Source organism: Rahnella sp. PCH160, assembly GCF_047784855.1.
Classification (GTDB): Bacteria; Pseudomonadota; Gammaproteobacteria; order Enterobacterales; family Enterobacteriaceae; genus Rahnella.
Genome location: NZ_JBLOGT010000001.1, coordinates 1,226,644 through 1,239,723 on the forward strand (window position 1 = coordinate 1,226,644; position 13,080 = coordinate 1,239,723).

Below are 13,080 nucleotides of genomic sequence, written 5' to 3' on the forward strand. Positions count from 1 at the left end.
CTAAATGGGAATTTAAAGATGACGATACTGAATCACACTCTGGGTTTTCCACGCGTTGGTCTGCGTCGTGAACTGAAAAAAGCGCAGGAAAGCTACTGGGCAGGCAACGCCACTCAGGAAGAACTGCTGGCCACCGGCCGTGAACTGCGTGCCCGCCACTGGAAACAACAAGCAGAAGCAGGCGTGGATCTTGTGCCGGTGGGCGATTTCGCCTGGTACGATCACGTACTGACCACCAGCCTCTTGCTGGGTAACGTGCCTGCACGTCACCAGAATGCTGACGGTTCTGTCGATCTTGATACCTTATTCCGACTTGGCCGTGGCCGCGCACCAACCGGTAAACCGGCTGCCGCGGCGGAAATGACCAAATGGTTCAACACCAACTATCACTACATGGTGCCGGAGTTCGTTAAAGGACAAAAATTCAAACTGACCTGGACACAGCTGCTGGAAGAAGTGGATGAAGCACTGGCGCTCGGCCACAAAGTGAAACCAGTTCTGCTCGGGCCGCTGACTTACCTATGGCTCGGCAAAGTGAAAGGCGAGCAATTTGACCGCCTTTCCCTGCTCAACGACATTCTGCCTGTTTACCAGCAGGTGCTGGCTGAACTGGCCAAACGCGACATCGAATGGGTGCAGATTGATGAACCTGCGCTGGTTCTGGAATTGCCGCAGGAATGGCTGGATGCGTACCAACCGGCGTACACCGCACTGCAACAAAGCAAAATCAAACTGCTGCTGACGACTTATTTCGACAGCGTCGGTCATAACCTCGACACTATCCGCCAACTGCCGGTTCAGGGGCTGCACATTGATGCTGTTGCCGGTCACGACGACCTGCAAACCGTGATCAACGCGCTGCCAAAAGACTGGCTAATTTCACTTGGCGTGATTAATGGCCGTAATGTCTGGCGTGCAGATCTGAGCACCTGGTTTGACCGTCTGAAGCCGCTGGTGGAAGGCCGCAATGTCTGGATCGGCAGCTCATGTTCGCTTCTGCACAGCCCGATCGACTTAAGCGTTGAAAGCCGTCTGGATGAAGAAGTGAAAAGCTGGTTCGCCTTTGCCCTGCAAAAATGCGCCGAGCTGTCACTGCTGACCTCTGCACTGAATAATCCGACCGCAGAAGCCCGGCAGAAACTGGCGGAATACAGTGCGCCAATCCGCGCCCGCCGCGAATCCGCACGCGTTCATAACGCAGCCGTGAGCAAACGTGTTGCCGCGATTACGGCGGCGGACATCGAGCGTCCAAGCATTTACACGACGCGCGCCGTTGCGCAGCGTGCCCGCTTTAATCTGCCGGCATGGCCGACGACCACGATCGGTTCATTCCCGCAAACCACCGAAATCCGGGGTCTGCGCCTGGACTTCAAACAGGGCCGTCTGGATAACGCCAAATATCGTACCGGCATCAGCGAGCACATCCGCCAGGCGATTAAAGAACAGGAACGTCTGGATATCGACGTACTGGTTCACGGCGAAGCTGAACGTAACGACATGGTGGAATATTTCGGCGAACATCTGGACGGTTTTGTGTTCACCCAAAACGGCTGGGTACAGAGCTACGGTTCCCGCTGCGTTAAACCCCCGGTGATTATCGGCGATGTCAGCCGCCCGCAAGCCATCACCGTTGAGTGGGCGAAATACGCCCAGTCCCTGACTGAAAAACCGGTGAAAGGAATGCTGACCGGCCCGCTCACCATTCTCTGCTGGTCGTTTCCGCGTGAAGACGTCAGCCGTGAAACCATCGCTAAGCAAATCGGTCTGGCACTGCGCGACGAAGTGGAAGATCTGGAAAAAGCCGGTATTGGCATCATCCAGATTGACGAACCGGCATTGCGCGAAGGCCTGCCGCTGCGCCGCTCAGAATGGAATGCGTATCTGCGCTGGGCAGTCGATGCCTTCAAACTGAACGCCGCAATTGCCCGTGATGACACGCAGATCCACACCCACATGTGTTACTGCGAATTCAACGACATCATGGATTCCATTGCCGCGCTGGATGCTGACGTCATCACTATCGAAACCTCCCGTTCCGATATGGATCTGTTGGAGTCATTCAAAGACTTCGAATATCCGAACGAAATCGGGCCGGGCGTTTACGACATTCACTCACCGAACGTGCCAAGCGTGGAATGGATCGAAGACCTGCTGCGCAAAGCGGCAGACCGTATCCCGGCAGAGCGTCTGTGGGTCAACCCGGACTGCGGCCTGAAAACCCGTGGCTGGCCGGAAACCCGCGAATCGCTGGAAAACATGGTAAAAGCCGCCAAACGCCTGCGCGCCGAAAAACGCTGATGTTGTGTTGTTGGTGAAACTTTTGGGGCACTTCGGTGCCTCTTTTTTATTTCCCTGTCTGAAAAAAGGATTATTTCCTTTGTCTGTTGGTCTTATGTCATAGGCCGAATGACGTCTCCCTTTATTAATTATTGCGTCAATACTCGTTAAGCAGAGGAATTTTCCTCTGGTCCGACACACACGCAATTTCTACGTTATGGGAGTCATTATAATGAACATACTCATTGTTGATCCGTTGCCGCTTTTTATACAGGGAATGACGGCTGGCCTCAAAAATACAATGCCGGATATCTCTGTCAATGGCGTAAGTCAGTGCGAAGGTATTTGGGATATACTGTCGGCAATGCCTATTTCTGTCATGTTGATTGACGGAGGAATGGAGAATAGTTCGCAGTTTATCTTGCTCGATGATATTGCCACCCGATATCCCAATATTCGTATCATCGTGATGTTAATGAGGGTGAGGAAAGACTCGCTGCGGCGCTTCCTGGAACATCATGCCGTTGCGGTGGTATCGAAAGAAGCGTCAATGGACACTATTTTTCAGGTAATAAAAACGGCCTGCTGCGGGATGGTCTGTATTCCGCACAGTGAAAGCGTCTGGGATATGGACAGTGACCAGGCATTATTAACAAAATTAAGCGATCGTCAGCGGGAAGTGTTAAGGCTTATTGCCGCCGGCGAATCAAATAAACAAATTAGCCGTCATCTTAATATCAGCGCCGGAACAGTAAAGTCACATCTTGAATCTATTTATCGTCGTCTTAATGTGAAAAACAGAACTCAGGCCGCGATGATGATGTCTGCAGATGAGTAATTTTTTTGAAAGAAATCGTTTCGATAAGTAAATAAAGCCCGCCATTGGACGTTTATTTTTCACCAGGGATTATTCATTTACAGTACGACTGAAAAAAACATCAGACGTTACTGCTGCAACGTCTGATAAGTTAATCAGGATTTAATTTTGTGAGTTGTTCCCTTCCTGTCTGCTGGCACGAAGCCCGCGAGCGACCCGCTTAAGTTCTCCGGCGACTTCCAGAATATCGCTGTCTTCCCGGCGGTTGAAAAAATTGGCCAGCCAGGCAATGACCCCAACGCTCACCACCCCAAGGCCATAGCCTAATCCCATGGCATTATCGGCCTGACTAAAGTTCATCCCCAGCCAGCGAGAGACCAGACCGCCGAGGGCAAACGTCGCCGCAACGCTGATACTACAGATGATAAGCCCGGCGGAAAGCCGGCCATGCTGGTGCAGTTTTTTAGGTTGCCAGAAGAACGAAATACTCAGCCCGCCAAACAAACCAGAAAAGGCGGCCAGAATCTGGCTGATGAGGAAACTTTGTGAGGATTCAAGCATGACGGCTGCCATAGCGGACTCCTTAGAAAGACAGTGCCACCGACGTGGCACTGAACAGCAATGAAAGGCTGGCTCAGAAACAGATTAAAATCCCTGAGAAATCATACTGTACACCGTTGAGTGTTACCCGGTTCCCGACCGGCTGACCCACGGCACCGTGGAAATTGGATGCCGGATCGTAGGCATAGAAACCCTGTGCGTTGCGCCCGAGTGCAATCCAGTGATTACCGCCGAGCACCAGCGCCAGATAATAGCCTGCGGCCTGAACCATCGCCTGCAGATTGGCCGCGCTGTTAATGACCGCCGCCGCATTTCCAATCCGCAGGGTCTCCGGGTTGACCAAAGGATGCATGGCGACGGGCATCAACGCCTGATTAACCATGACCTGGACCTGATCGTTAAATCCACGGGCGATACCTGTGCGAACGAGACTAGAGGGTAACGAGCGTGGTGCCGGAGGGGCAAAAATCAGCGGGTAGCCAGGAGGAAGGGGGTTTTGCCTGGCGATAATATCGTTATATACCGCGGCCCCTGTAGGCGTATTGACGGGCAAACCCTGATTACGGGCATTTAATAATGCCGCCAGAGAAAATGCGCCACAAGAATCACTGCCTGCCGGTTGCTGAAGCGTAAAGGTTTCAAACATGATGATACCTCTCAATGTATATAAATGAGCTGTGGAGGGTTGGATGAAATAATTAAATTTCAGCTTCGTTTAAATGCACGCCTTAATGATGATTCGCGATGCGTTGTCATTTGTTGTCAAATATCGCTCCTGTCGTTGGGGTGAATAAATCAGGCGTTTTGCGCTGCGTAATCCGCGTACTGATTCCAGATCTGCGCTGTACCATTTTTCGCCGCTTTTTTGCTCCGGGATCTGAATGCTGTCACCGCCAATTTCTTTCTTATTCAGCACCCAGACTTTCCAGAGAGAGTCCTGAGGGTTTCCGCTCCAGCCCTGTTTCTTAGCATATTCAGTGGTGACATATTGCACAGGCAAAACGTCATCTTTGTTGAGTGTCCGTAATAATTTCACCAGACCGGCTTCATCATTAACAGGTTTGTTATTATTACTTTCCAGTTGCTGATTCGTCTCATGAACGGCAGCATCACAATTTATTTTATCTGCGGCATACGTCGTCGATGTTAATAATACTAAAAAAGATAAAGCAGCGAATTTCGGGAATGACCCGGATAAAGTGTTTCGGCGAAAATGCATAATGTCTATTTCCTGTGTTCGTGAACAGTCGATAATAAAAGGAAATACAGGCGATGAAATCATTACGGCTGGCTAATAAATAACGCGCGTTCTGCCGTACGACGTCGGGTTAATCCGGCAACCTGTTTTCCACCCGCTTTATCCCAACGCAGAAATTCTTCAGCAGCGTCCTGATACTGGCGCGCATTCAGCACTCTCAGCAATGTTGAGCTTTTCAAATTGCCGATGCCGAGATTGAAGGTGAAAGACACCAGCGCATCAAACTGATTCTGCGTGAGCGGAACAATGACGTACTGATTCACCGCTTTTTCACTGATGCCCAGATCCTGGCGCAAAAGTGCATCAGCCTGCGCTTCCGGGATTGGCGCTGGAAATGATTCCTCCGGCAGGATCAGATGACCATAGCCGATGGTCCATTTGCCCACAACATCCTGGTATTTTTCGAGACGCAGACCTTCGAAACTTTTTATCAGCGCGATCCCTTTTACGCCGGTAGATAAACGTGGCTCACTCATCTGCAGGTACCTCTGTGGCGTTAGGTTTGGGGATAATCCGGTTGGTATATTCGTCAATCAGGCGCATGACGCTTTCGGGCGGTTCGAGTACGGTAAACTGCATTTCGATATCAACATGACGACTGTCACGGCCTTCCTGATTCTTGCTGGCTGGCGAAAGACTCACATGAAAACGGCTGACATTTTCTTCTCCGCCTTCAATGGGTAATTGCTCAACGCCATCGGTGCGGATGGTCAGATGAACCTTCATCTTTTCCAGCATCAGCCCGCGCGGCGTAGACAGAGCGACCAGAGGCAATTCGAAATGGTGCTTGTCGTCAATCTGCATAATCATCGTGCGTGGCACGACGGAGCCGTCATCGAGATGCTCAAAATACGGATCCAGCGCCTGCATATATTGATGTGCAATCAGCTGGTTGGCTGCGCTTGCCGCCTGTTGCATCCCACGGGTGACTTCCTCCAGGGATACCGGCATCAGGCCTCCGGGTTGCGAAGGTGGCGTGCCTGAATTTCCCGGAGGAGGAACCGCTCCGCCCGGAGGTGTTTCGCCAGAGGGTTTCCCGCCCCGTAGCCAGCTTTTTAAAGACATAATCTGCTCCTGATTGAAAAGGCCCCGCGATGGCGGCCTTCGGATTAGACGTGGTCAGGTTCCGGCTTGATCAGGCCGGGACTTTTTCCGGTGTTTTGTCTGCGGTTGTTACGGTTGGCGTGAAAGCATCCAGCTCTTTTTTGTTCGCTTCGGCTGGCAGAACGGCGGGTTTGGTCGCAGCATCCGTGAGGAAGTCGATCACGCGCATCAGCGCTTCAGGCGGCTGCTGACGTTTGATCTGTGTATGGATGCTGTACTTCGCGCGGGTATCGGATTTGCGGGTTTGTTCGGCTTTATGCGAAACGCGCCCGGAGACTTTCACTTTAACCGGCCCCCAACCCAGAGTGGCTTCGAAAGACCCTTCAGCGTCATCGCTGCTGGAACTGGATTCGCTTTGAGTCACCTCCAGTTCGAAGTCAATCGTACCTTCTTCAATACAAATGATCGGATGGGTAATGGCCGCCAGAAGAGGAATGCGCATGGTCTTTTTGACCACCCCCTGAATGACGCCGGCCTGATCGACGACCGTTTCGTCGTAGTCAAACTGAACGGCTTCAGCCTTGCCATCTTTAATACAAACTGAAAGCAGGAAGTCGGCATAGGCTTTACTGGCCTGAACCTGCGCTTTGATCATGGCCTGTAACGGCCCGCCAATCATGTTTTCCAGTGGCAGGGCATTGATGACGGAACCAATAAATTGTGAATCCATAATATTTACTCCTGTTGGATAATTGCGAAACGAGGTGCGGACCCGCAGACCAAGAGTAGGGCGATGAGAGATGTGAAAATATCCGTTGCCTGGCGGGAATAAGGGGGGTAAATGGCCGGTACGGCGATCCGCCATACGCCTCATCCGGAGGCTGTCTGCGCGCGGAGTGTTTACCGGCAGACTGCATTTCCGGCACGCCTCCCAAATTTGTGACTTCTTTTTCTGTCTGTGCGGCAGGTTGGTTATGATGAAGCGATTCTGCTGACAGGTAACCTGAACATGACGCATCCTCTTTTTTCTGTTTTATCTCCGGTACTTGAGCAACCCGAAGGTGTCCGGCAGGTCTTTTTTGCCGGTGCCCAGCATCCGGTGCCGGAGCTGGCATATCAGGTCGATTTTCCGCGTCTGGAGATGGTTCTCGAAGGGGAGCAAATGATGGAATGGGAAAATGAACAGGGTGTGACTCAGGCTGTCTGTATGCTGGCGGGGGATGTGTTATTTGTGCCCGCAAAAGGTTGGAATAATCCGTTATGGCAAACGCCGGTTAGCACGCTGAGCCTGTTATTTGGCAAACAACAGCTCGGTTTCAGCCTGCTTGGCTGGGACGGGAAACAGTTTGGATCCCGTGAAAAAGGCAATATCGGCCGACGTGGTCCACGTGTAGGGGCGTTTATGTTACAGGCTTTGAATGAACTGGCGTGGCACCGGGCAGATCAGATGACGGCGCGATTTTTGGTGAAAGGCTTACTGAGCCACGCGCTGGATTTATTCAGCTCATCAACGCATACCGCCTCACGCAGTCAGGCGCTTTTCGGGGCAATCCGGCAACATATCGAAGAGCATTACCGCGAGCCGCTCACGCGGGATTCGGTCGCCAACGCGTTTTATATTTCACCGAATTATCTGTCGCATCTGTTTCAAAAAAGCGGCGGGATTGGGCTCAACGAATACCTGAACTACGTGCGGCTTGAGCAGGCAAAAAATCTGCTGAAAGGGTACGACATGAAAGTGAAAGAAGTCGCCCATGCCTGTGGATTCATCGACAGTAATTATTTTTGCCGCCAGTTTAAGAAAAGCACCGAACGTTCCCCTTCTGAATACCGCCGCCAGTATCGCAGCCAGTTTGAAATTCTGGAGCCGTAATACATTTACGGCCTGCATTATGGGAGAACGATGTGCGTACCCTGTGGGGATGTGGAGACTTTTTTCGCGGCGGCCATGACTTTTTCAGGCGTGCGTAAAAATGTGTGAATGCCGGTCTGAACGCAACGGCTGCGGACAAAGCGGTCACTGTTTTCCGGTTGAATCTCCGTGATAAGCAAAACGATATCCGCCTGAGCAATATCGGTTTCCGTGAGCACGTTTTCGACCCCCAGCGCGCCCTGCGTCTCCACTTTAACCTGCCATTTTTCCTGTAAGCACAGTTTTTCCAGACGTTCCGCCGCCATATACGTGTGTGCCACACCACTGATACAGGCCGTGACTCCGACCAGTTTTAATGACATTTACGGCTCCTATAGCTGGAAACTTTACCCACCCAGCGTCACGGTATAACCCTCGCTTTCAGCCATCTCGCGAAAAGGTACGAGCGTTATGGCATCCGGCACGGGTGTTTTGTGCATCGAATAGGTTTTTCCTAATAACGGATATTTTGCTTCTCCGTACTTGTGGAAGGGTAACAAATGGATTTCTTTTAAGTTGAAGGGCTTAAGGAAATCCAGAATCTGACGCAGGTTTTCCTGTGCCAGCGTGTAGCCGGGAATAAGCGGAACGCGCGGGAGCAATTTTACGTCGCGTGTTGCCAGCGCCCGAAAATTTTCCAGCACTCTGGGCTGATTCATGTTGAGCACGGTGCGGGCGAGCGTGGCATCCATGATTTTGAAATCAAATAAAACCTGATCGCAGTGATCAACCACCGAAAGCAAATGATCCTGCGGCACATCGCCTGCTGTTTCGATGGCCGTGTGGATCCCGAGGCTCTGCAATTCCAGCAACAACTGACGGGCAAAAACCGGTTGCATCAGCACTTCTCCACCGGAAAGCGTAATGCCACCGCCGGATGAGCGGAAAAAAACTTCATCTTTGAGCAGGCATGACATCAGCGCCGCCAGCGTGATGTCTTCACCCACATATTCCAGCGCGCCGCTTGGGCACTCCTGCGGATCCTGCAAACAGGTCCGGCAGTTCAGGCATTTTGCCTGACGTTTGATTGTCTGGATCCGGGGTGACATGGATTCCGGGTTGGCGCACCACGGGCAGCGGTGCGGGCAACCTTTGAAGAAAACCATCGTGCGTATCCCCTGACCGTCATTGAGAGAGAAGCGCTGAATATTAAAAATTCGCCCCGTCAGGGATTTTTCAGCGGTTTCACTATCTCCGTTGAGCGTGGGGATACGCCATTCAGAGCTGGTGCGCGGTGCGGCCGATAATGTCATCCTGAATCTCCTTTGACAGTTCGACAAAGAACGCGCTGTATCCGGCGACCCTGACCACTAATCCGGCGAAATCCTGCGGACGCCTTTGCGCTTCACTAAGCTGTTCTGCATTCACCACGTTGAACTGAACATGTTGTAATTTCAGCCGGGTGAAAGCGCCGAGAAAATCAGCCAGCTTATTCAGACCCTGCAAACCTTCCAGCGTTGATGGCGTAAATTTCACGTTCAGCAGAGTGCCGTTTGAGAGCAGCGTATTGTCGAGCTTGCTGACGGATTTCAGTACAGCGGTTGGCCCCTGATGATCCTGCCCGAGCATAGGCGAAAGGCCACCGTCAGCCAGCTGTTCCCCCGCAAAACGCCCGTCCGGCGTCGCGCCTACGACTGCACCGAGCGGCACATGGGCTGAAACGGTATAGGACCCCGGCGTAAACTCGCCGCCGCGCGGGTTGCGGTATTGCTCGACTTCTTTGCAATAAAAACGCAGCAAGTCGGCACTGATCAGGTCGACTTCATCGACGTCGTTACCGTACTTCTCGAAGCGGTTGATCAGGCGGGCGCGGATCGCACGGCCCGCTTCGCTGGCGAAGTTCTCTTTCAGCGAGGCGAGCAGTTCATCAAAGCTCAGGCGTTGCTGATCAAACACCAGCCCTTTCAGCGCAAACAGCGAGTCACTGAGGTTTGCGATGCCGATACCCTGAACGCCGGAAAAGTTATAGCGCGCGCCACCGGCAGTAATGTCTTTTCCGCTCTTCAGGCAGCCTTCAATGAAAGATGAAAGTAATGGAACCGGTGCCCAGTCGCGGTGGCCGATGTCGCAGATATTGCTGCCCTGCGCCATCAGTTTCACGTAGTGGCTGATTTTCTGGCGGATCTGTTCCACCAGTTCTGGATAGGTAATCGCAGAATTGCCTTCGTTCTCATGCAGCGTTAACTCCATGACTTTCAGCAGGTTGAACATCGCAATGTCATGCAGCCCGTACGTTTTCCCGGGAATGGATAATTCGACGCAACCGACAACTGCATAATCACGGGCATCTTCCAGGCTCACGCCGCGGTTCAGGAAAGCCGGAATGACCACTTCATCGTTGAAGATTTGTGGAATGCCGGTGCCGAGACGGATAGTTTCGGCTGTTTTCAGCAGGAATGGACGGTCAATCATCTCATTGACCCGCACACCGAGATTAGGCTGTGGCAGGCAGATGCTCTGATAAGCGTCCAGACACAGAAATGACAACACGTTGACGGCGCTGCGTCCCGTCTCCGTTAAACCGCCGAGTAAAATCGTATAACCCGTTGGGAAACCGGCGAAATACCGGGCGCTAGACGTCGAACGTAACAGCACGATGTCATTGCATTTCACCCACAAACTTTCCAGCAGCTCTTTGAGAAACTCCGGCTGCTCACCGTGTGAAAGGGAATACTGATAGAACGGCAGCATGTACTGATCGAAGCGCCCGAGAGACAGCGAACTGGCGTTAGATTCGTACTGCAAAATGATATTCATGTACCAGAAAAGCTGACAGGCCTGATAGAAATCCTGCGGTTTCTTCGCGGAAATGTGCGCGGAGATAGCGGCAATGCGTTCCAGTTCCTGCTTTCTCTGGGCGTCTTCGCATTCACCCGCCATCTGCGTCGCCAGCGCGGTATAACGCCTGATGTGGCGCTGTGCGGCCTGCAACAGAACCAGCGCCGCCCGATAAAACGTGTTGTCCGGTGCCTGTTCAACGTGCTGTTGCAGTTCAGACACCAGATTACCCAGCCCCGTGTTCAGCAGACGCGGGTAATCAATAATGATGTGCCCCTGGCCTTTGTCGGTCTGGTTGATGCTGAAAATCTGCGTTTTGGTCGCTGCCTTCACGTCTTCCGGCATTTGCTGATTAATGAAATCTTTCATCGAGCGGGATTCCCAGTAAGGGAAAAGCTGCTCGCGGTAAACCTGTTTCTCCTGCTCTGAAATGTTGAAACGGTCCTGCGGACGGGTGGCGAAAGCATCCAGTTCTTTCAGCAACCAGTAAGGGTCCATTTCAGGAGAGACGATTCCCGCACGTGGTTTTACCGTGCGATTACCGGCGATCAGTTCGTCTTCACGCAGGGTAATTTCAACGTTGTCCAGAATGTAAGCCGTCGCTTTAGCGCGACGCAGTAGCGTACATTCGCCTTCTGTGTTGCGATGGCTTTCGGTATACAGCAGGGCACGTTCCAGCGAAATTTCACGCGGGCTGGCGAAGAGTGCGGCTTTCAGACGTTCGATGCGGGAAGTCATCTTATTCTCCTTGTGATTAATCCGTGGCCGCCGTGCTGGCGAGGTGTGCCGAGATTTTTTCCATCATGGCGTCAGCGCGTTTTACTGCGTCGCTGATTGCCACCCGAACCACCACTTTGCCTTTAAAGCGTTCTTCAAATTTGATGCCGATGTCTTTGGTGAGGATCACCATGTCGGCGGCGGCGACATCCTCCACGGTCAGCTCATTTTCCAGGCCAATCGAACCCTGCGTTTCGACTTTGCATTCCCAGCCTCTGACTTTGGCCGCGCGTTCAATTGCTTCGGCGGCCATATAGGTGTGAGCGACGCCGGAAGGGCAGGCCGTTACAGCAATAATTTTGGTCATGATCTTCACCTTTTGGTTTTACGTCTGAGGTCAGTTAATTTCGAAGTCCAGATCCAGGTCTGATTCCTGATGCTTTTTAGCCGACTGCTTTTTGGCAGCCAGATACTTCAGTACGTTGACGCACACGGCTGTCACGACCATGCCGACCAGCAGGGCCGCGATATAACCGAGTTTTCCCTCCACGACCGGTAGCACGATCAGCCCGCCCCAGCCGGCATAACATTCGGCGCCCAGCAGTGCAGCGGTCACTGCCGCACAGGCCGAACCGATCATAATGGAAGGAATAACACGCAGCGGGTCGGCGGCGGCGAAAGGGATCGCGCCTTCAGTGACGCCCACGCAACCCATCAGCAGGGCGGCTTTTCCGGCTTCGCGTTCTTCAGTGGAATAGTATTTGCGGCCAATCAGCGTGGCGAAACCCAGCCCCAGCGGTGGTGTGGCGATAGCGACGGCGGCAATGGCCACGACGGTATAAACGCCCTGTGCCACGCAAATCAGCATAAAAGCGTAGGCGACTTTATTGACCGGCCCGCCCATATCGAAAGCCAGCATCAGCCCCATAATGATGGCGAGCACGACAATGCTGCCTTGCTGCATATCTTGCAGCCAGTGCGTGAGTGAGGATGTCAGCAGCCCGACCGGTTCGCCCAGCCCCCACATCATGATGCCCGCCGTCAGCAGGGTACCGATAATTGGGATCACAAAGATCGGCATCACTGAGCGCAGGATCTTCGGCACCGGGATCTTCTTCAGATAGAAAACGATGATCCCCCGAGAAGACCGGCGATGATCGCGCCGAAAAAGCCTGCACCAAAGGAAGCGCCGACCCAGGCGCCAATGGCTGACGGCGCGAGTGCAGAGCGATCAGAAATGGAATAGCCGATGTAAGCGGCCAGAAAAGGCACCATCAGCGTCAGACCGGCCACGCCGATATCAAACAGTTTTTTCAGGTTCGGATCGGTAGCCGCGTCAGGCACGGCGCCTTTACCGTAAAGCATGACGGAGACCGCCAGCAGAATGCCGCCCGCGACCACAAAAGGGATCATATGGGATACGCCGGTCATCAGGTGCTGACGGGTATTTTTCAGAATATTAAGCAATTCTTTCATGGTGGGCTCCGGTGTCGGGCGAAAATAACGGAACGTCCTTTCAGCAAAACCTCGGAAGCTGAAAGAATATTGACGACCACAATAGGCCGCTGTCATGCGCGCTAATAGTGGACAAATTTGTGTTTTACTGGACTTTTGTAAGCTCAGTTAAAAAATGCGAGCAAGTTCAAATAACCCAAGTTTGCGCGAGGTTTTTACGCCCTATCGCAGTGTGAGCTGCCTCGCAGAAAACGGCGGACA

The 13,080-nt window shown here is 52.7% G+C and carries 13 protein-coding genes and 1 pseudogene; 3 read left to right on the forward strand and 11 right to left on the reverse strand.

The genetic code is table 11. From position 1 onward, the window contains the following. Nucleotides 1-18 precede the first annotated feature (18 nt). Both metE and ACM5QY_RS05675 read left to right on the forward strand, forming a co-directional pair. Nucleotides 19-2,298 (forward strand): 5-methyltetrahydropteroyltriglutamate--homocysteine S-methyltransferase, encoded by a 2,280-nt coding sequence (metE, locus tag ACM5QY_RS05670; protein WP_416119629.1) that lies wholly within the window; start codon nucleotides 19-21, stop codon nucleotides 2,296-2,298. 211 nt (nucleotides 2,299-2,509) lie between these two features. Continuing rightward, nucleotides 2,510-3,115: a response regulator transcription factor gene (locus ACM5QY_RS05675; RefSeq protein ID WP_416119631.1), complete on the forward strand. Its 606-nt coding sequence runs from the start codon at nucleotides 2,510-2,512 to the stop codon at nucleotides 3,113-3,115. Nucleotides 3,116-3,256: 141 nt separating this feature from the next. Here the strand turns inward: ACM5QY_RS05675 and ACM5QY_RS05680 are convergent, their stop codons facing one another. The 6 genes from ACM5QY_RS05680 to ACM5QY_RS05705 all read right to left on the reverse strand — a co-directional run bounded on the left by ACM5QY_RS05680 (nucleotide 3,257) and on the right by ACM5QY_RS05705 (nucleotide 6,687). After that, complete coding sequence (locus tag ACM5QY_RS05680) at nucleotides 3,257-3,667, reverse strand: hypothetical protein (protein ID WP_416119632.1); 411 nt, start codon at nucleotides 3,665-3,667, stop codon at nucleotides 3,257-3,259. Between the two features lie 61 nt (nucleotides 3,668-3,728). Continuing rightward, a complete protein-coding gene (locus ACM5QY_RS05685; protein ID WP_416119633.1) occupies nucleotides 3,729-4,301 on the reverse strand; it encodes a hypothetical protein in 573 nt (190 codons plus the stop codon). Between the two features lie 69 nt (nucleotides 4,302-4,370). Continuing rightward, on the reverse strand, nucleotides 4,371-4,874 hold the full coding sequence (locus ACM5QY_RS05690; RefSeq protein ID WP_416119634.1) for a ribonuclease: 504 nt from the start codon (nucleotides 4,872-4,874) through the stop codon (nucleotides 4,371-4,373). Between the two features lie 62 nt (nucleotides 4,875-4,936). Further along, nucleotides 4,937-5,389 carry a lysozyme gene (locus ACM5QY_RS05695; RefSeq protein ID WP_416119635.1) on the reverse strand — a complete coding sequence of 151 codons (453 nt, stop codon included), beginning with the start codon at nucleotides 5,387-5,389 and terminating at the stop codon, nucleotides 4,937-4,939. Then, entirely contained in the window at nucleotides 5,382-5,978 is a 597-nt protein-coding gene (locus ACM5QY_RS05700; protein ID WP_416119636.1) for a DUF2589 domain-containing protein, read from the reverse strand. The genes ACM5QY_RS05695 and ACM5QY_RS05700 overlap by 8 nt, the downstream gene beginning before the upstream one ends. A 70-nt stretch (nucleotides 5,979-6,048) precedes the next feature. Continuing rightward, the gene (locus tag ACM5QY_RS05705; RefSeq protein ID WP_416119637.1) at nucleotides 6,049-6,687 is read right to left on the reverse strand and encodes a DUF2589 domain-containing protein; all 639 of its coding nucleotides are present in this window, start codon (nucleotides 6,685-6,687) and stop codon (nucleotides 6,049-6,051) included. A 279-nt stretch (nucleotides 6,688-6,966) separates the two neighbouring features. On the opposite strand from ACM5QY_RS05705, the gene ACM5QY_RS05710 reads away from it, so the two are divergent. After that, nucleotides 6,967-7,830 carry an AraC family transcriptional regulator gene (locus tag ACM5QY_RS05710; RefSeq protein ID WP_416119638.1) on the forward strand — a complete coding sequence of 288 codons (864 nt, stop codon included), beginning with the start codon at nucleotides 6,967-6,969 and terminating at the stop codon, nucleotides 7,828-7,830. 17 nt (nucleotides 7,831-7,847) lie between these two features. Here ACM5QY_RS05710 and ACM5QY_RS05715 read toward each other — a convergent pair whose 3' ends face one another. The 5 genes and pseudogenes from ACM5QY_RS05715 to ACM5QY_RS05735 form a co-directional block, all read right to left on the reverse strand. Then, entirely contained in the window at nucleotides 7,848-8,192 is a 345-nt protein-coding gene (locus ACM5QY_RS05715; RefSeq protein ID WP_416119639.1) for a PTS fructose-like transporter subunit IIB, read from the reverse strand. Nucleotides 8,193-8,216: 24 nt separating this feature from the next. Next, nucleotides 8,217-9,122: a [formate-C-acetyltransferase]-activating enzyme gene (locus tag ACM5QY_RS05720; RefSeq protein WP_416119640.1), complete on the reverse strand. Its 906-nt coding sequence runs from the start codon at nucleotides 9,120-9,122 to the stop codon at nucleotides 8,217-8,219. Further along, entirely contained in the window at nucleotides 9,088-11,385 is a 2,298-nt protein-coding gene (locus ACM5QY_RS05725; RefSeq protein ID WP_416119641.1) for a formate C-acetyltransferase, read from the reverse strand. The genes ACM5QY_RS05720 and ACM5QY_RS05725 overlap by 35 nt, the downstream gene beginning before the upstream one ends. 16 nt (nucleotides 11,386-11,401) lie before the next feature. Next, nucleotides 11,402-11,731 carry a PTS fructose-like transporter subunit IIB gene (locus ACM5QY_RS05730; RefSeq protein WP_416119642.1) on the reverse strand — a complete coding sequence of 110 codons (330 nt, stop codon included), beginning with the start codon at nucleotides 11,729-11,731 and terminating at the stop codon, nucleotides 11,402-11,404. 30 nt (nucleotides 11,732-11,761) lie between these two features. After that, a pseudogene (locus ACM5QY_RS05735) lies at nucleotides 11,762-12,840 on the reverse strand (PTS fructose transporter subunit EIIC). Nucleotides 12,841-13,080: the final 240 nt, after the last annotated feature.

Excerpts from the sequence above, each read along its gene's own strand:
- ACM5QY_RS05685 (WP_416119633.1), bottom strand. The coding sequence starts at position 4,301 with ATGTTTGAAACCTTTACGCTTCAGCAACCGGCAGGCAGTGATTCTTGT.
- ACM5QY_RS05695 (WP_416119635.1), bottom strand. The coding sequence starts at position 5,389 with ATGAGTGAGCCACGTTTATCTACCGGCGTAAAAGGGATCGCGCTGATA.
- ACM5QY_RS05715 (WP_416119639.1), bottom strand. The coding sequence starts at position 8,192 with ATGTCATTAAAACTGGTCGGAGTCACGGCCTGTATCAGTGGTGTGGCA.
- ACM5QY_RS05705 (WP_416119637.1), bottom strand. The coding sequence starts at position 6,687 with ATGGATTCACAATTTATTGGTTCCGTCATCAATGCCCTGCCACTGGAA.
- ACM5QY_RS05680 (WP_416119632.1), bottom strand. The coding sequence starts at position 3,667 with ATGGCAGCCGTCATGCTTGAATCCTCACAAAGTTTCCTCATCAGCCAG.
- ACM5QY_RS05690 (WP_416119634.1), bottom strand. The coding sequence starts at position 4,874 with ATGCATTTTCGCCGAAACACTTTATCCGGGTCATTCCCGAAATTCGCT.
- ACM5QY_RS05720 (WP_416119640.1), bottom strand. The coding sequence starts at position 9,122 with ATGACATTATCGGCCGCACCGCGCACCAGCTCTGAATGGCGTATCCCC.
- metE (WP_416119629.1), top strand. The coding sequence starts at position 19 with ATGACGATACTGAATCACACTCTGGGTTTTCCACGCGTTGGTCTGCGT.
- ACM5QY_RS05675 (WP_416119631.1), top strand. The coding sequence starts at position 2,510 with ATGAACATACTCATTGTTGATCCGTTGCCGCTTTTTATACAGGGAATG.
- ACM5QY_RS05730 (WP_416119642.1), bottom strand. The coding sequence starts at position 11,731 with ATGACCAAAATTATTGCTGTAACGGCCTGCCCTTCCGGCGTCGCTCAC.
- ACM5QY_RS05725 (WP_416119641.1), bottom strand. The coding sequence starts at position 11,385 with ATGACTTCCCGCATCGAACGTCTGAAAGCCGCACTCTTCGCCAGCCCG.
- ACM5QY_RS05700 (WP_416119636.1), bottom strand. The coding sequence starts at position 5,978 with ATGTCTTTAAAAAGCTGGCTACGGGGCGGGAAACCCTCTGGCGAAACA.
- ACM5QY_RS05710 (WP_416119638.1), top strand. The coding sequence starts at position 6,967 with ATGACGCATCCTCTTTTTTCTGTTTTATCTCCGGTACTTGAGCAACCC.